Below are 16,289 nucleotides of genomic sequence, written 5' to 3'. Positions count from 1 at the left end.
TTAACGCTTCGAGAACTGGAACGAACGACGTGCCTTCGCACGGCCGTACTTCTTACGCTCGACCACGCGGCTGTCGCGGGTGAGGAAGCCACCGCGCTTCAGAACCGAGCGCAGGCCCGGCTCGAAGTAGGTGAGTGCCTTGGAGATGCCGTGACGAACGGCACCGGCCTGGCCGGAAAGACCGCCACCGGCGACCGTCGCGTCGATGTCGAACTGGCCGTCACGGGCAGCTGCGACGATCGGCTGCTGCAGGATCATCTGCAGAACCGGACGAGCGAAGTAGTCGAGGTACGGCTTGCCGTTGATGGTGATCTTGCCCGAGCCGGGCTTGACCCATACGCGGGCAACAGCGTTCTTACGCTTGCCGGTCGCATAGGAGCGGCCCTGAGCGTCGACCTTCTTGACGTGAACCGGAGCTGCCGGTTCCGCAGTCGTGGCGATTTCCTTGAGAGCGGAAAGGTCGGCCATTAGGCGCTCCTTGTGTTCTTGCTGTTCAGCTTGGCGACGTCGAGGACGGCCGGCTGCTGTGCTTCATGCGGGTGGTTGGCGCCTGCGTAAACGCGCAGGTTCTTCATCTGGCGACGGCCGAGCGGACCACGCGGAACCATGCGCTCGACGGCCTTCTCGAGAACGCGCTCCGGGAAGCGGCCTTCGATGATCTGGCGCGCGGTGCGCTCCTTGATGCCGCCGGGGTAGCCGGTGTGCCAGTAGTACTTCTTGTCGCTGTACTTCTTGCCCGTCAGGACTGCCTTCTCGGCATTGATAACGATGACGTTGTCGCCGTCGTCAACATGCGGGGTGAAGGTAGCTTTGTGCTTACCGCGCAGGCGGTTTGCAATGATGGAAGCGAGGCGACCAACAACGAGGCCTTCGGCGTCGATGATGATCCACTTCTTCTCCACCTCTGCAGGCTTCTGAACGAAGGTTGCCATATCTAAACTCTTTCTTTGGACCCGAGCGGCGAACCGCTGGGCGTTTCTTGTTGCTTGGTTTTGCCCGGTTTCCCGGGCAAAAGAAGAAAGCGGCCCTGGTGGACCGCGATCTGCGGCAGCTTATACGCAAGCGTAAAACAAGCGTCAAGAACGCGTATCTGGCGTCGTGGAATTAAATATCAATAAAAACAACGAGTTACCTATGTGGTATGTTGATACCACAATTTAGCGCGGTGGAATCGAGTAGGTGGCAGTTGCATGCGCGACGAGATCGTCGCTGCCAACCTTGGCGATCGACGCATCGAGAACGGCGAGCCGCTTGCCGAGTTTCAGGATCCGGCACGTGCATTCGAGCGGTTCGGGTTCGGGTTTGCGCAGGAAGTTGATGTTGAGATTGGTGGTGACCGCAAGTGCGATCGGTCCGATATGAGCAATCAGCGCAACATAGGCGGAAACATCGGCAAGGGCAAAGAGGGTAGGGCCGGACACCGTGCCGCCGGGCCGGATGTGTTTCTCGTTCGGGTCGAGCCGCATCGTGGCAAAACCGGGACCGACCGCAGTCACATGGAAGACCTTGCCGTCGGTGTGGACTTGCGGAAAGTCGGTGTCGAGGAAGCGGTTGAGGTCTTCGACAGTCATGATCGGTTCGATGGTCATAGGTTGCATCCTTTCAGGCATTGGCCGTACCTGAGACCGGCCCGAGGCGGGATGCAAGGCGGAAAAAGGTCGTAGGGCGAAGGCGCCGCCGGACTGCCATGCCGACTTGCATGGCGCATGCGACCGGCGTACCACCGAGCGAAATTCAAGCTTAGGAGAAGATCATGGCCCACGTCGTATCGTTCAGGAAAGAAGAGCCGAACGGCCTGCTGCTGCGTGAACGGTCCGGAGCGGTACTGCGGCTGACGCTCAACAATCCGCCGGCCAACGTGCTTTCCATTGCCATGATGGAGGCGTTGCACGCCGAGTTCGATGCGGTGGCAGTCTCCAAGGAGATCAGGGTCGTCGTGTTGGCCGCTTCCGGCAAGCTGTTTTCGGCCGGGCATGATCTCAAGGAAATGACCGCGCATCGCGACGACGATGATCGGGGCAGGGCGTTCTTCGAACGGACGATCCGGCTTGCCGCCGACCTGATGCTGAAGATCAACCGCCTGCCGCAGGCTGTGATCGCCGAGATCGATGGGCTTGCGACGGCGGCCGGCTGCCAGCTTGTGGCCAGCTGCGATCTCGCGATCTGCACGGACAGCTCCACTTTCTGCACGCCCGGCGTCAATATCGGCCTCTTCTGCTCGACGCCGATGGTGGCGCTGTCGCGGGCAGCCCACCGCAAGCAGGCGATGGAGATGTTGCTCACCGGCGAGACGATCGACGCCTCGACCGCCAAGGACTTCGGCCTCGTCAACCGCATCGTGCCGCAGCAATACCTGCGCCAGGTCGTCGACAAATATGCCGCCGTGATCGCCTCGAAGTCGCCGCAGGCGCTGAAGATCGGCAAGGAGGCCTTCTATCGACAGGCGGAGATGGACCTGCCCGAGGCCTATGACTATGCCGCCAGCGTCATGGTCGAGAACATGCTGGCGCGCGACGCCGAAGATGGGATCGGCGCCTTTCTCGGCAAGCGCATGCCGGAATGGAAGGAAGACTGACGATCAGGCGAGCTTCAACAGAAGCGCGCCGAGGGCAATGACGCACGCAGCGGCGATGCGCCAGACGCTGACCGGCTCCTTGAGGAACACGACCGAGATCACCACCGCAAAGAGGATCGACGTCTCGCGAAGGGCGGCGACCGTGGCCACCGGCGCCTTGGTCATCGCCCAAAGTGCGAGCCCGTAGGCGCCGATCGATCCGGCGCCGCCGATCAGGCCCCGCCACCAATTCTTGTAGACGTGGCGGGCGACCGGCTTGACGCCGCGGCGGGCAAAGGCCCAGGCAAAAAGCAAGACCGGCGGCAAGAGCGCCATCCAAAGCGTGTAGGAAATCGCGTTGCCCGAAAGACGGGCGCCGATGCCATCGACGAAGGTATAGCTGGCGATGACGCAGGCGTTGAGAAGCGCAAGTACGATCGCGTGTTTGCCGCCCTTTCGCGATTCGAAGGCAAGCGTCAGCACACCGGCCGAGATGGTCAGGATGCCGATCATCGTACCGAAGGCCAGTTCTTCGCCGATCAGCGCCCCGCTGGTCGCCGCCACGATCAGAGGTGCCGCACCGCGCATCAGCGGATAGACGAGGCCGATATCACCGGCGCGGTAGGAGGCGGCGACAAGCTGGAAATAGGCGAACTGAAACAGCGCCGAGACCAGAATATAGGGCCAGGCCTCCGGCTTCGGCAGGGGGACGAGAGGCAGGAACGGGATCGCCACCACTGCAGCGCCCAGCGCGATCATCGCCGCATCGAGGGACTTTTCCGTACCGGCCTTGACGAGCGCGTTCCAGGTCGCGTGCAACAACGCCCCGAACAGGACGAGCGCAATGACTTCAAGGGGCAAGATGGAACCTCTGGAGTGATGTGGAGGACTTTCAGACGCTTTTCGCGCCGCCGCACCACAAAATCAACCGTAAAGTCTGACAAATGCCAGTGGTCATGCGGCGGCAAGAGCGGATAGCGCGGTTGACTTGCAGGGCGTCGGCACCATTATACAGCCGTTTAATGAGCGCGGACCTGAAAGCTGACATGAACCACGACGCCTATCCGGACTTCTATCTGGCCGACATCCTGCGCGAGACCAAGACGATTGCGCTTGTCGGCGCATCGCCGAACGCCGAGCGGCCGAGCCATCGGGTCATGGCGTTCCTGCTGCGCAAGGGTTACCGGGTGATCCCGATCAATCCCGGCCATGTTGGCAAGACGATCCAGGGGCAGGCGGTCGTCGGCAGGCTCGCAGACGTCAATGAACCGATTGACATGGTCGATGTCTTCCGAGCTGCCGACGCCTTGCCGGCGCTGGTCGATGAGATCCTGGCGCTGGAAAAACGGCCGAAGGTCATCTGGGGACAGCTTTCCGTCCGGCATGACGGCGCAGCGGCCAAGGCCGAGGCGGCGGGGATCAAGGTGGTCATGGACCGCTGTCCGGCGATCGAATATCCGCGCCTGATTGGCTGACGCCGGATTGCAGACAGGCCAAAGCTTCGCGCAACCGTGAGTTTTGAAAATTCTCCTTTGACCGGGTGCGGCCGCTCTGGAATAGTGCCGCAGCCTGCGCGCTCTGCAGCGGGCATCGATCGCGGATCACGCGCAAATTCAAAGTGATAGCGCTCTCGCGACGCATCCGAACGGCGCGCGGGGCTCTCGTCCTGGGAGGAATGAATGACGAAGGACAATCCTGGTTTCAGCACGCTCGCCATCCACGCCGGAGCGCAGCCTGATCCGACGACGGGCGCGCGGGCGACGCCGATCTACCAGACGACGAGCTTCGTCTTCAACGACACCGACCATGCGGCGGCTCTCTTCGGCCTGCAGCAGTTCGGCAACATCTACACCCGCATCATGAACCCGACGCAGGCGGTGCTCGAAGAGCGCATCGCCGCTCTGGAAGGCGGAACGGCAGCGCTTGCGGTCGCCTCTGGTCATGCCGCTCAGCTGCTCGTATTCCACACGATCATGAGCCCGGGCGACAATTTCATCGCCGCCAACCGGCTCTATGGCGGCTCGGTCAACCAATTCGGCCACGCCTTCAAGTCCTTCGATTGGCAGGTGCGTTGGGCCGATCCGACCGATCCGGCTTCATTCGAAGCGAAGATCGATGGCCGCACCAAGGCGATTTTCATCGAGAGCCTTGCCAATCCCGGCGGCACTTTCGTGGACATCGCTGCAATCGCCGAGGTGGCGCGCAAGCACGGGCTGCCGTTGATCGTCGACAACACCATGGCGACGCCTTACCTGCTGCGGCCGCTGGAGCACGGTGCCGATATCGTCGTGCACTCGCTGACGAAATTCATCGGTGGCCACGGCAACTCCATGGGCGGCGTCATCGTCGACGGCGGCACCTTCGACTGGTCGAAATCCGGCAAGTATCCGATGCTTTCGCAACCGCGCCCGGAATATGCCGGCGTCGTGCTGCACCAGACCTTCGGCAACATCGCCTTTGCGATTGCGACGCGTGTGTTGGGCCTGCGCGATTTCGGCCCGGCGATCTCGCCGTTCAATGCCTTCATGCTGGTAACCGGCTCCGAGACCCTGCCGCTGCGCATGCAGCGCCATTGCGACAACGCGCTGGCAGTCGCCAAGTGGCTGAAAGGAAACAGCCAGGTGTCTTGGGTGAATTATGCCGGGCTTGAGGACGATCCGAACCATGCCCTGCAGCAGCGTTATTCGCCGAAGGGGGCGGGCGCCGTGTTCACCTTCGGTCTCAGGGGCGGCTACGAGGCGGGCAAGCGCTTTGTCGAGGGGCTGGAAATGTTCTCGCATCTCGCAAACATTGGTGACACGCGTTCGCTCGTCATTCACCCGGCCTCGACCACGCATCGGCAATTGACGCCCGAGCAGCAGGTGGCAGCCGGTGCCGGGCCGGATGTGGTGCGCCTGTCGGTCGGTATCGAGGATGTCTCCGACATCATCGCCGACATCGAGCAGTCGCTGGCAAAGCTCTGAAACATCAAAAGAGGGGAGACTTAAGGTCTCCCCGCAAAGGTGCCCCATGACGACGATGCAGAAGTTCGATCTGGCGAACATCGAGCCGGAGGTAGGTACACCCGCCGCCGACCGGCTGATCTCAGGCGCGCCGCAGTTTCGAACCTGGAACCTGGAGGAGGCCGACGGCGGCCTCTATGCCGGGGTCTGGGAATCAACACCCGGCAAGTGGCGGATCGTCTATGAGGAGTGGGAGTACTTCCACATCCTGTCCGGTTACTCGATCGTCACGCAGGACGGCGGCGAGGCTGCGCATTTGAGGGCCGGCGACACCATGATCCTGCGCCCCGGCTTCGAAGGAACCTGGGAGGTCGTGGAGACGACCCGCAAGGACTACGTTATCCGTCTCTGAGTGCCGAAGCGCTGCTGCTCACCAGACAAGGTCAAGCCGTTCGAGCCCGTGGAAATGAAACGCGTCCTTGACCGCGGGCTCGCTCTTCAGCCGCATGTTCGGCAGGCGCTGAAACAGGATCGGCAGTGACAGGTTGAGCTCCAGCCGGGCGAGCGGCGCACCGATGCAGAAATGCAGGCCGGCACCGAACGAAACGTTCGCGCCTTCGTCGCGGTTCGGCCGGAATACGTTCGGGTCGCTGAATTTCGTCGGGTCGACATTCGCCGCCCCAAGCAGCAGGCCGATCTTGTCGCCCTTTCGAAGTGTGATGCCGTCGTCGAGTTCGATGTCCGACAACGCATAGCGCTGGAAAATATGCAGCGGTGCCGCGAAACGCAGGCACTCTTCGATCGTTGACCCCGTTGCAGCTTCCGAGGAGAACAGGTCCGAGGCCTTCTCTCCCGACTGCAGGATTGTTCTGACGGCATTGCCGATCTGATGGACCGTTGCTTCGTGCCCGGCGTTGAGAAGGAGGGCGGTGGTCGAGGCAAGCTCGGCGTCCGACAGCTGTTCGCCGTCCTTCTCCGAGGTGATCATGTGCGTGAGCAGATCGTCGCCCGGGTTGCGACGCTTCTCCGCGATCATGCCTCCGAGATAGACGGCGAAATCGGCCGATGCCTGGTTGGCGTCGAGTTCGGTCTCATAGCTCGGATTGAAGACGTACATCCTGACCATGCGATGCGACCAGTCGAGAAGCCTGGGCGCCGCCTCGGCGGGAATGCCGAGCATCCGTGCGATGATCGTCACGGGAATGGTCTCGGCGTAGGACTTCAGCAGTTCGACTTCCCCGTCGTTCTCAAAGCCGTCGATCAGCGCGTGCGACAGTTGCTCGATGTCCGGTCTGAGCTGCTCGATCTGTCGGGAGACGAAGGCGCGATTGACGAGCGTGCGCAGCCTCGTATGGGCCGGCGGCTCGAGTTCGAGCAGCGAGTATTCCTCAAGCGCATCGAAGTCCTTCAAGTGCGGCTTCGGGGTCGGCAGCCCGAGTTCTTCGCGTGTCGCTACATGCAGGATCTGCCGGCCGAAGCGACGGTCGCGCAGAAGCGCGTTCACCTGGTCGTAGCCTGCGAAATACCATTGTTGCCGCTCCTCCCAGAAGAAGGCCGGGCAATGCGCGTGAATCTCGGCATAGGTGGCAAGTGGCTCTTGGAAGAAGGCGGGATTGCGGGCATCGATGGAAACGCGCCTCTTGGCGCGGTCGATGGTGAGGGCAGACATGACACGGGCTCTTCGCGGAATTTGGACAGCGTCCATTTACGGTGGCGGAGGATCGGCCGACAAGGGCATCCATGCCAGGAATTTCTGGCGCGAATGGTGGCTTCCCGGACCGCGTTGACAGGGCAGGTGCCGATGGAGCATTCTTGCCACGCTGCGTAGGGCGCATCGGTGCAAGGTCGAAAGGGCAACGCCCACCTACGGTAAACAGACCGAAGCTGCGCCGATGCCGAACCTCGAAAATCTCAGGAAACAGGCCAAACAATATCTCAAGTGGCATCGTGGGCGGTATCATCCCGTCGCGGCCGAGATCAGGGCCGTGTTGCCGCGGTTCCAGACCTTCGACGACAACGAAGTTCTGGAAGCGGAATTCAAGCTTGCCGACGCACAGGAACTGGTTGCGCGGCAGATGGGATTTGAAAGCTGGCAGGCGCTCAAATCAGGAGCCCTGACAATGACCGCGCAACAAAATCCGGCCGTAGACCGACCGCAAGTGCACTCGACGGTAGCACAATTGTTCGTCGCAGATATCACGAGCGCCTGCGACTTCTACACCGAAAAACTCGGCTTTGTGGTCGATTTTGTCTATGGCGATCCACCTTTCTACGGACAGGTAAGCCGCGACAATGCGATCCTTGCACTGAGGCTCGTGTGTGAGCCTGTTTTCGTCGGGGACATTCGCGAGCGCGAGCACCTGCTTTCGGCGATCCTGAACGTTGAGACTTCCGACGAGATCAAGCAATTGTTCTTGAGTTTTCAGGGCGCAGGCGTGCCCTTTCATCAGTCGCTGCGAACCGAACCCTGGGGTGCGAGAAACTTCATCGTCCTTGATCCGGACGGCAACCTGATCCTGTTTGCCGGTCCGGCAGATTGACGGGCTCTCGGGGCAACGCGCCGCGCTTTCGTCTAGCGCGCCGTGAAGCTTTAGCGCACCAGCGCGGACCCCTGTGTTGCTTGCTTCGCCGCGAGCGCGGAAGATGGAATGGTGCTCTTGGAGCGAGCGGGGGCTCTGCTTGCGTACGGAACAAAGTTTCGCCTCGCGGGCTTTTTCGATAGCGCGGGGCGACCTATTTGCGCATGATGCGGCAGCAAGCAGGGAGCGGCATGGCAAAAAACCAGTCCAGTCTATCGGCGGGGATCGTGGCAGCGATCCGCAAGCGACGCCCCACGGTCGTTCATCGCGAAGCTGCAGTCAGTCGCGGCGACATCGTCATAGCCTCCTACAACATCCACAAATGTGTCGGTACGGACGGTCGCTTCGACCCCGGGCGCACGGCCAACGTGATCGGCGAACTCGGTGCCGATATCGTTGCGTTGCAGGAGGCCGACCAGCGGTTCGGCGAGCGCGCCGGCCTTCTCGACCTGGAGCATCTGCGTCGCGAGGCACATCTCGTTTCGGTGCCGATTTCAGGCTTTTCAAGCAAGGGGCATGGTTGGCACGGAAACGTGCTGTTGCTGCGCGAAGGTGCGGTCTCGGATGTGCGGCAACTGAAACTGCCGGGTGTCGAGCCGCGCGGCGCGCTCGTCGTCGATCTCGATCTGAAGGTCGGTCCGTTGCGCATCATCGCCGCCCATCTCGGTCTTCTCAGGCACTCGCGCGCCCAACAGGCAGAGGCGATCCTGGAAGCTGCAGCCGACGCGAACGGGCGGCCGACCTTGCTGATCGGCGACCTCAACGAATGGCGGATGGGGCGGCGATCGTCCTTGTCGTTCCTCAGTCCCGTGTTCGACCCGTCGCATGCAACGGTCGCAAGCTTCCCCTCGCGCTTCCCCTTGCTGCCGCTCGATCGCGTGCTCGGCAATCCGCACAATCTGGTGACGTCGGTGGCCGTGCATGATTCGCCGCTCGCACGCATTGCTTCGGACCATCTGCCGGTCAAGGCTTCGATCGACCTGAAAATGGCCCGGCAGGATCACAGGGAGGCCAAGCGGGTCAACGCCGATCGCGTCGGCTCGGTCTGACGGCAGGCGCGAGGCGAGTTTTCGATGTGGTCCTCCGTCCTGATCGTCGTTGCCGCCGTCGCCGGCGTGGTTGTGGCAACCGTCCTCTATGTTTACGGCCGGTTCGGACGGCGACCGCATGGTCCTTCGTCCGCAGCACTTCCTGTTGCCGATGCCGGCTCCGACCTTGATCGGTCTCTGGCTCCGCTTCTTGCCGCCAATCCGCACGCCAACGGCGTGGCACTCGTCTCCGACAACATTGAGGCTCTGGTGGTGCGCGCCCACGCGGCGCGCCGCGCCGGTCGCAGTCTCGATCTGCAGTACTATTACTGGAAAGATGATCTGACGGGCCTTCTGCTGACGCGCGAGATCCTCACTGCCGCCGATCGCGGGGTGCGGGTCCGGTTGCTGCTCGACGATATCAACGCCGGCATCCACGATCGCATGTGCATCGCGCTTGACGCGCACCCAAACATCGACGTGCGGCTGTTCAACCCGAGCCGCGCCCGCACCGATCGTTTTCGGCGTGGCTTCGAAATGGCGATCCGCGCGTTCAGCGCCACCCGCCGCATGCACAACAAGCTGTGGGTGGCCGACGGCCGCGTGGCGATCGCCGGGGGCCGCAACATCGGGGATGCTTACTTCGACGCGGCGGAACTTTCCAATTTCCGCGACCTCGACGTCTGGATGGTGGGACCGGTGCTGGAGCAGGCGTCCGCCATGTTCGACCGCTACTGGAACAGCGCCTCGGTTCTGCCGATCGCGGCGCTGCGTACGCCGCGCAAGCAATATCTCCCGGCCCTGCGCGAAGCCGTCGACGGGCTTGCCCGTACGCCGGCGGGCCGCTTCTACATCGAGCGCGTCGACAAGGCTGTCGACGAGGCCGACATCTATCACGGTACGCGGCAACTCCACTGGAGCGCCAACGTGCGCCTTGCATCGGATCCGCCGGAAAAGGCGCTGATGCAGCGACGCCAGAACTGGCTGCTGCGCGAGCTTTTCCCGCTGATCGAAGCGGCGACGCGGGACCTGAGGATCATCTCGCCCTATTTCATTCCCGGTGTTGCGGGCACGCGGGAGCTTGCCGCCATCGTTTCGCGGGGAGCGCGGGTCGCGGTGCTGACCAACTCTCTCGCAGCGACTGATGTTGCGGCCGTTCATGGCGGTTATGTCAAATATCGACGCAAGCTTATCCGCGCTGGCGTATCGCTGTTCGAATTGAAGGAGCAGGGCGATATGGCCGAAGGGCACCGCATGACGCTGTTTGGGCGCCGCAATGCGAGCCTGCACAGCAAGGCTTTCGTGGTCGATGGCCTGAATGGTTTTGTCGGCTCGATGAATTTCGATCCGCGCTCCGCCTCGCTCAACACGGAAATGGGCGTGGTGTTTTCAGACGCAGCGCTTGCCGGCGAACTGGCCGAAATGTTCGAGGAGGAGACGTCACCCTCGATCAGCTATCGGCTCGGAATGGATGGAGGGCGCCTCATCTGGCACGATCGCGCCAACGGCTCCGAGCGCCTGTTGCGCCACGAGCCGGATGCAAGCCTTGCCAGGCGCATGATTGCCGGCCTCATTCGCGTGCTGCCGATCGAGTCTCAGCTTTAAGCGGGCAAGCTGCATGGTTTGCGCTTCATTTACCGCTCTCGCAGATCCCTGTGCGCGGAATTGGCGCTTATTGGCTCAACTGGGGATATCGGTGGAAAAGTGTTCTATCGCCAACCATGTGTGGAGGACTGTCGAACTTCATGGCGACGGGGGCCTTCGATTAAGGTTATCGAAGCTTCGCGACTTGAAGTGAAGGGTGTTGACACTCTATGTAGGGACAGAAGGCAAATCCCGTGATTCCCGGTTCGCAATGGTTTTGCGAGCCCGATTGTGAAGGTTCGATATGAGAAATCCCGTTGATACCGCCCTGGCACTGGTGCCGATGGTTGTGGAACAGACCAACCGCGGTGAACGTTCCTACGATATCTTTTCGCGCCTTCTGAAGGAGCGCATCATCTTCGTTACCGGTCCGGTCGAAGATCAGATGGCGACGCTCGTCTGCGCGCAGCTTCTTTTCCTCGAGGCGGAAAACCCCAAGAAGGAAATCGCGCTCTACATCAATTCGCCGGGCGGTGTCGTCACGTCAGGCATGGCGATCTACGACACGATGCAGTTCATCAAGCCGGCGGTCTCCACGCTTTGCGTCGGTCAGGCCGCATCGATGGGTTCGCTGCTCTTGGCCGCCGGCCACAAGGACATGCGTTTTGCCACGCCGAACGCGCGCATCATGGTTCACCAGCCCTCGGGCGGGTTCCAGGGCCAGGCCTCGGATATCGAGCGCCACGCCAAGGACATCCTGAAGATGAAGCGCCGCCTCAATGAGGTCTACGTCAAGCATTGCGGCCGGACTTACGAAGAAGTCGAGCAGACGCTTGATCGCGATCATTTCATGAATGCGGACGAGGCTCTGAGCTGGGGCCTTGTCGACAAGGTGCTGACGTCCCGCGAAGAGATCGAAGGCGGCGAGCAGGCTTGATAACGCGCTTTTGTGTCGCGATAGATGTAATTGTGACACAATTGTAATGGCTCAAGGGCTTTATCGACGGGGTAAAGCCGGTAATATGAACCATTAATGCTATGTTGGTTTCTGACGACGTAGTGTCCGGTTTGAGTTGGGAGAATCGTTGCAGCCGCGTCGGGCGTATTTGCCCGGTACGGTAAGTACTCCCGGAAGCCCTGCCTGAGGTTGAGATGCAGGGCGATTGAGTGGTCCGCGATACTTTATCTGAAGTGTCCGGCGTGCTGGAAGGAAGTGGAAATGAGCAAGGTCAGCGGAAGCAACGGCGGTGACTCGAAGAATACACTTTATTGTTCGTTCTGCGGCAAGAGCCAGCACGAAGTCCGCAAGCTGATTGCCGGACCGACTGTCTTCATTTGCGATGAATGCGTCGAACTGTGCATGGACATCATTCGCGAAGAGAACAAGACCTCGATGGTCAAGTCCCGCGATGGCGTGCCGACCCCTCAGGAAATCATCAAGGTTCTCGACGAATACGTTATCGGCCAGCAGCAGGCCAAGCGCATCCTGTCGGTTGCCGTGCACAACCATTACAAGCGCCTGGCACATGCCGCCAAGGGCAGTGACGTCGAGCTGGCGAAGTCGAACATCATGCTCGTCGGCCCGACGGGTTGCGGCAAGACCTATCTCGCCCAGACGCTCGCCCGCATCATCGACGTGCCGTTCACCATGGCTGATGCCACGACGCTGACGGAAGCCGGCTACGTCGGCGAAGACGTCGAAAACATCATCCTGAAGCTCCTGCAGGCTGCCGACTACAATGTCGAGCGCGCCCAGCGCGGCATCGTCTACATCGACGAAGTCGACAAGATTTCGCGCAAGTCCGACAACCCGTCGATCACCCGCGATGTCTCGGGCGAGGGCGTGCAGCAGGCACTCCTGAAGATCATGGAAGGCACTGTTGCCTCCGTGCCGCCTCAGGGTGGTCGCAAGCATCCGCAGCAGGAGTTCCTGCAGGTGGATACGACCAACATCCTCTTCATCTGCGGCGGCGCTTTTGCCGGCCTCGACAAGATCATCTCCGCCCGTGGCGAGAAGACGTCGATCGGTTTTGGCGCAACGGTTCGCTCGCCGGAAGATCGCCGCGTCGGCGAGGTTCTGCGCGAACTGGAGCCGGAAGACCTAGTCAAGTTCGGTCTCATCCCCGAATTCATTGGTCGTCTGCCGGTCCTAGCGACGCTCGAAGATCTCGACGAGGATGCGCTGATCCAGATCCTGTCCGAGCCGAAGAACGCCCTGATCAAGCAGTACCAGCGCCTGTTCGAGATGGAAGACGTCGAATTGACCTTCCACGAGGACGCCCTGCGCGAGATCGCGCGTCGCGCCATCGTGCGCAAGACCGGCGCCCGCGGCCTTCGCTCGATCATGGAAAAGATCCTGCTCGACACCATGTTCGAGCTGCCGACGCTGGAAGGCGTGCGTGAAGTGGTCATCTCGGACGAGGTGGTCAAGGGCGCTGCACGGCCCCTCTACATCTACTCCGAACGGACGGATGAGAAGGCCAACGTTTCGGCTTGATTGCGTCGGATTATCGTTTGAAGAGCCCGCCTTGTGCGGGCTTTTTCAATTCGCGCACTTAGCTGTTGAGACACCGGCGCCGGAGCGCAGATTTCACAATTCGATTGTTGCTAAAGTGTCTCAAACAACGCAATGATGTGACGATTGGGTGAAGGACCTTAATGGTTGCGGTCCTTGAGCTTTGTTGTCCGTCGCAAGGTCCGCAACAGCAATGATGCGTAGTCATAAGGACCCGGCCACGGTTGGTGGATGTTGCGTCGAGCCTTGAAATGGACGCGGTTGCACTCCACTTTCATGTGGAAAATATGACAGCTGGGAGTGCCTGAAGGGCTCCCGGAAACGGGCCCGAAATCGGGACGGAAAGGAAATGACATGACGAACAAAACGTCACCGGCGACTGAAAGCGCGACCTACCCGGTCCTGCCGCTCCGCGACATCGTAGTCTTCCCGCACATGATCGTGCCGCTTTTCGTCGGCCGTGAAAAATCGATCCGGGCGCTCGAAGAAGTCATGGGCACCGACAAGCAGATCATGCTTGCCACCCAGATCAACGCCACCGATGACGATCCGGAACCCTCTGCGATCTACCAGGTCGGCACCATTGCCAATGTCCTGCAACTGCTGAAGCTGCCCGATGGTACCGTCAAGGTGCTGGTCGAAGGCCGTGCCCGTGCGAAAATCGACGGCTACACGGCGCGCGAAGAGTTCTACGAAGCCGGTGCACAGACGCTCGACGAGCCGACCGAAGACCCGGTCGAGATCGAGGCGCTGAGCCGCTCGGTCGTCTCCGAGTTCGAAAGCTATGTGAAGCTCAACAAGAAGATCTCTCCCGAGGTCGTTGGCGTCGCCAGCCAGATCGAAGACTATTCGAAGCTCGCCGATACGGTTGCTTCGCACCTGTCGATCAAGATCGTCGAGAAGCAGGAAATGCTGGAGACCACCAGCGTGAAGATGCGCCTGGAAAAGGCGCTCGGCTTCATGGAAGGTGAAATCTCCGTCCTGCAGGTCGAAAAGCGCATCCGCTCGCGCGTCAAGCGCCAGATGGAAAAGACCCAGCGCGAGTACTACCTCAACGAGCAGATGAAGGCGATCCAGAAGGAACTCGGCGACGGCGAAGACGGCCGTGACGAGATGGCCGAGATCGAGGAGCGCATCGCCAAGACGAAGCTTTCCAAGGAAGCACGCGAAAAGGCCGACGCGGAACTGAAGAAGCTGCGCCAAATGAGCCCGATGTCGGCTGAAGCGACGGTGGTTCGCAACTACCTCGATTGGCTGCTCGGCCTGCCTTGGGGCAAGAAGTCGAAGATCAAGACCGACCTCAACCATGCCGAAGAAGTGCTCAACGTCGATCACTTCGGTCTCGACAAGGTCAAGGAGCGCATCGTCGAGTATCTCGCCGTGCAGGCGCGTTCGGCGAAGATCAAGGGCCCGATCCTGTGCCTCGTCGGCCCTCCGGGCGTCGGCAAGACCTCGCTTGCCAAGTCGATCGCCAAGGCGACCGGCCGCGAATACGTGCGCATGGCGCTTGGTGGCGTTCGTGACGAAGCCGAAATCCGTGGCCACCGCCGCACCTATATCGGCTCCATGCCCGGCAAGGTCGTTCAGTCGATGAAGAAGGCGAAGCGGTCGAACCCGCTGTTCCTGCTCGACGAAATCGACAAGATGGGCCAGGACTTCCGCGGCGATCCGTCGTCGGCTCTGCTCGAGGTGCTGGATCCGGAACAGAACTCGACCTTCATGGACCACTACCTGGAAGTCGAGTACGACCTGTCCAACGTGATGTTCATCACCACGGCCAATACGCTGAACATCCCGGCGCCGTTGATGGACCGTATGGAAGTGATCCGCATCGCCGGCTACACCGAAGAGGAAAAGCTGGAAATCGCCAAGCGGCACCTGCTGCCGAAGGCGATCCGCGATCACGCGCTGCAGCCCAAGGAGTTCTCCGTCACCGACGGCGCTCTGATGGCGGTCATCCAGACCTACACCCGCGAAGCCGGTGTGCGTAACTTTGAGCGCGAGCTGATGAAGCTCGCCCGCAAGGCCGTCACCGAAATCATCAAGGGCAGGACAAAGACGGTCGAGGTTACCGCCAAGAACATCAACGACTATCTGGGCGTGCCGCGCTTCCGCCATGGCGAAGCCGAACGCGACGATCAGATCGGCGTGGTTACGGGTCTGGCGTGGACCGAGGTCGGCGGCGAGCTGCTGACGATCGAGGGCGTCATGATGCCTGGCAAGGGCCGCATGACCGTCACCGGCAACCTGCGCGACGTGATGAAGGAATCGATTTCGGCAGCGGCCTCCTATGTCCGCTCGCGTGCGATCGACTTCGGCATCGAGCCGCCCCTGTTCGACAAGCGCGATATCCACGTGCACGTGCCGGAAGGCGCTACGCCGAAGGATGGTCCGTCGGCTGGTGTGGCGATGGCAACCACGATCGTGTCGATCATGACCGGCATCCCGATTTCGAAGGATGTGGCCATGACCGGTGAGATCACGCTGCGTGGTCGCGTGCTGCCGATCGGCGGTCTGAAGGAGAAGCTCCTGGCCGCACTTCGCGGCGGTATCAAGAAGGTGCTGATCCCAGAAGAGAACGCCAAGGATCTCGCCGAGATCCCGGACAACGTGAAGAACGCGCTCGAAATCATCCCGGTTTCGCGGATGGGCGAAGTGCTCGAGCATGCGCTGGTGCGCATGCCGGAACCGATCGAATGGGACCCGGCAAACGAGCCGGCGACCGTCGCAGCGGTTGATTCGCAGGACGAAGCGGGCGCGTCGATCGCCCACTGACAACCGCCAGGAAATGGGCGCAGCGGCCACACGCGGCGCTCATTTTGCAGAAAAATTGGGAAGACCGGCCTCTGGCCGGTCTTTTTTGTTGTAAAAGCGCCCTGCAAGCCTTGCATTCCAAGGGATTAGGCGCAATTGGGAAAGGCAAGACGCGGCCGATGCGCAAGCCGTCGCGCCTTAAAACACAGTCGTTTCGAACCAATCTGAAAGGGGTGGAAACATGAACAAAAATGAGCTCGTGTCTGCCGTTGCTGAGAAGGCCGGACTTTCCAAGACCGACGCATCTTCTGCAGTTGATGCAGTTTTCGAGAC

At 61.1% G+C, this 16,289-nt stretch carries 15 protein-coding genes and 1 pseudogene; 11 read left to right on the top strand and 5 right to left on the bottom strand.

Translation table 11 applies throughout. The features are described from left to right. From rpsI to VGO04_RS08165, 3 genes are all read right to left on the bottom strand, one after another. Positions 1-468 (bottom strand): 30S ribosomal protein S9, encoded by a 468-nt coding sequence (gene rpsI / locus VGO04_RS08175; protein WP_327495451.1) that lies wholly within the window; start codon positions 466-468, stop codon positions 1-3. Continuing rightward, positions 468-932, bottom strand: coding sequence for a 50S ribosomal protein L13 (rplM, locus tag VGO04_RS08170; RefSeq protein WP_327495450.1), 465 nt, complete (start codon positions 930-932; stop codon positions 468-470). The genes rpsI and rplM overlap by 1 nt, the downstream gene beginning before the upstream one ends. Before the next feature lie 225 nt (positions 933-1,157). Continuing rightward, positions 1,158-1,589 carry a PaaI family thioesterase gene (locus VGO04_RS08165; RefSeq protein WP_327495449.1) on the bottom strand — a complete coding sequence of 144 codons (432 nt, stop codon included), beginning with the start codon at positions 1,587-1,589 and terminating at the stop codon, positions 1,158-1,160. A gap of 164 nt (positions 1,590-1,753) precedes the next feature. On the opposite strand from VGO04_RS08165, the gene VGO04_RS08160 reads away from it, so the two are divergent. Beyond that, positions 1,754-2,575, top strand: a complete 822-nt coding sequence (locus tag VGO04_RS08160; protein WP_327495448.1) for an enoyl-CoA hydratase — start codon at positions 1,754-1,756, stop codon at positions 2,573-2,575. 3 nt (positions 2,576-2,578) lie between these two features. Here the strand turns inward: VGO04_RS08160 and VGO04_RS08155 are convergent, their stop codons facing one another. Further along, the gene (locus tag VGO04_RS08155) at positions 2,579-3,415 is read right to left on the bottom strand and encodes a DMT family transporter (RefSeq protein ID WP_327495447.1); all 837 of its coding nucleotides are present in this window, start codon (positions 3,413-3,415) and stop codon (positions 2,579-2,581) included. Positions 3,416-3,600: 185 nt separating this feature from the next. Between VGO04_RS08155 and VGO04_RS08150 the strand changes: the two genes are divergently transcribed. The 3 genes from VGO04_RS08150 to VGO04_RS08140 all read left to right on the top strand — a co-directional run bounded on the left by VGO04_RS08150 (position 3,601) and on the right by VGO04_RS08140 (position 5,908). Then, positions 3,601-4,029: a CoA-binding protein gene (locus tag VGO04_RS08150; RefSeq protein WP_327495446.1), complete on the top strand. Its 429-nt coding sequence runs from the start codon at positions 3,601-3,603 to the stop codon at positions 4,027-4,029. Positions 4,030-4,233: 204 nt separating this feature from the next. Beyond that, positions 4,234-5,517: an O-acetylhomoserine aminocarboxypropyltransferase gene (locus VGO04_RS08145; RefSeq protein WP_327495445.1), complete on the top strand. Its 1,284-nt coding sequence runs from the start codon at positions 4,234-4,236 to the stop codon at positions 5,515-5,517. A 46-nt stretch (positions 5,518-5,563) separates the two neighbouring features. Beyond that, complete coding sequence (locus VGO04_RS08140; RefSeq protein ID WP_327495444.1) at positions 5,564-5,908, top strand: cupin domain-containing protein; 345 nt, start codon at positions 5,564-5,566, stop codon at positions 5,906-5,908. A gap of 18 nt (positions 5,909-5,926) precedes the next feature. Here VGO04_RS08140 and VGO04_RS08135 read toward each other — a convergent pair whose 3' ends face one another. Then, on the bottom strand, positions 5,927-7,165 hold the full coding sequence (locus VGO04_RS08135) for a cytochrome P450 (protein ID WP_327495443.1): 1,239 nt from the start codon (positions 7,163-7,165) through the stop codon (positions 5,927-5,929). 223 nt (positions 7,166-7,388) lie between these two features. Between VGO04_RS08135 and VGO04_RS08130 the strand changes: the two genes are divergently transcribed. The 7 genes and pseudogenes from VGO04_RS08130 to hupB all read left to right on the top strand — a co-directional run. Beyond that, a complete protein-coding gene (locus VGO04_RS08130; RefSeq protein ID WP_327495442.1) occupies positions 7,389-8,036 on the top strand; it encodes a VOC family protein in 648 nt (215 codons plus the stop codon). A gap of 230 nt (positions 8,037-8,266) precedes the next feature. After that, positions 8,267-9,124: an endonuclease/exonuclease/phosphatase family protein gene (locus VGO04_RS08125; protein WP_327495441.1), complete on the top strand. Its 858-nt coding sequence runs from the start codon at positions 8,267-8,269 to the stop codon at positions 9,122-9,124. A gap of 24 nt (positions 9,125-9,148) precedes the next feature. Beyond that, complete coding sequence (locus VGO04_RS08120; RefSeq protein WP_327495440.1) at positions 9,149-10,708, top strand: phospholipase D family protein; 1,560 nt, start codon at positions 9,149-9,151, stop codon at positions 10,706-10,708. Positions 10,709-10,991: 283 nt separating this feature from the next. Beyond that, positions 10,992-11,624, top strand: a complete 633-nt coding sequence (locus VGO04_RS08115) for an ATP-dependent Clp protease proteolytic subunit (protein WP_034803630.1) — start codon at positions 10,992-10,994, stop codon at positions 11,622-11,624. Positions 11,625-11,906: 282 nt separating this feature from the next. After that, a complete protein-coding gene (clpX, locus tag VGO04_RS08110) occupies positions 11,907-13,184 on the top strand; it encodes an ATP-dependent Clp protease ATP-binding subunit ClpX (RefSeq protein ID WP_327495439.1) in 1,278 nt (425 codons plus the stop codon). Between the two features lie 372 nt (positions 13,185-13,556). Further along, positions 13,557-15,977, top strand: coding sequence for an endopeptidase La (gene lon / locus VGO04_RS08105; RefSeq protein WP_327495438.1), 2,421 nt, complete (start codon positions 13,557-13,559; stop codon positions 15,975-15,977). Between the two features lie 220 nt (positions 15,978-16,197). Then, positions 16,198-16,289: pseudogene (gene hupB, locus VGO04_RS08100) on the top strand (DNA-binding protein HupB); the annotation flags it as partial.

The sequence above is a fragment of the Ensifer sp. genome (genome assembly GCF_035999185.1).
Classification (GTDB): Bacteria; Pseudomonadota; Alphaproteobacteria; order Rhizobiales; family Rhizobiaceae; genus Ensifer.
This window is presented reverse-complemented; position numbering and strand designations above follow the sequence as displayed.

What these genes read in the sequence shown, in the direction of transcription:
- VGO04_RS08115 (WP_034803630.1), top strand. Translation starts at nt 10,992, where the DNA reads ATGAGAAATCCCGTTGATACCGCCCTGGCACTGGTGCCGATGGTTGTG.
- VGO04_RS08125 (WP_327495441.1), top strand. Translation starts at nt 8,267, where the DNA reads ATGGCAAAAAACCAGTCCAGTCTATCGGCGGGGATCGTGGCAGCGATC.
- VGO04_RS08145 (WP_327495445.1), top strand. Translation starts at nt 4,234, where the DNA reads ATGACGAAGGACAATCCTGGTTTCAGCACGCTCGCCATCCACGCCGGA.
- clpX (WP_327495439.1), top strand. Translation starts at nt 11,907, where the DNA reads ATGAGCAAGGTCAGCGGAAGCAACGGCGGTGACTCGAAGAATACACTT.
- VGO04_RS08130 (WP_327495442.1), top strand. Translation starts at nt 7,389, where the DNA reads ATGCCGAACCTCGAAAATCTCAGGAAACAGGCCAAACAATATCTCAAG.
- VGO04_RS08135 (WP_327495443.1), bottom strand. Translation starts at nt 7,165, where the DNA reads ATGTCTGCCCTCACCATCGACCGCGCCAAGAGGCGCGTTTCCATCGAT.
- rpsI (WP_327495451.1), bottom strand. Translation starts at nt 468, where the DNA reads ATGGCCGACCTTTCCGCTCTCAAGGAAATCGCCACGACTGCGGAACCG.
- VGO04_RS08120 (WP_327495440.1), top strand. Translation starts at nt 9,149, where the DNA reads ATGTGGTCCTCCGTCCTGATCGTCGTTGCCGCCGTCGCCGGCGTGGTT.
- rplM (WP_327495450.1), bottom strand. Translation starts at nt 932, where the DNA reads ATGGCAACCTTCGTTCAGAAGCCTGCAGAGGTGGAGAAGAAGTGGATC.
- VGO04_RS08150 (WP_327495446.1), top strand. Translation starts at nt 3,601, where the DNA reads ATGAACCACGACGCCTATCCGGACTTCTATCTGGCCGACATCCTGCGC.
- VGO04_RS08160 (WP_327495448.1), top strand. Translation starts at nt 1,754, where the DNA reads ATGGCCCACGTCGTATCGTTCAGGAAAGAAGAGCCGAACGGCCTGCTG.
- VGO04_RS08165 (WP_327495449.1), bottom strand. Translation starts at nt 1,589, where the DNA reads ATGACCATCGAACCGATCATGACTGTCGAAGACCTCAACCGCTTCCTC.
- VGO04_RS08140 (WP_327495444.1), top strand. Translation starts at nt 5,564, where the DNA reads ATGACGACGATGCAGAAGTTCGATCTGGCGAACATCGAGCCGGAGGTA.
- lon (WP_327495438.1), top strand. Translation starts at nt 13,557, where the DNA reads ATGACGAACAAAACGTCACCGGCGACTGAAAGCGCGACCTACCCGGTC.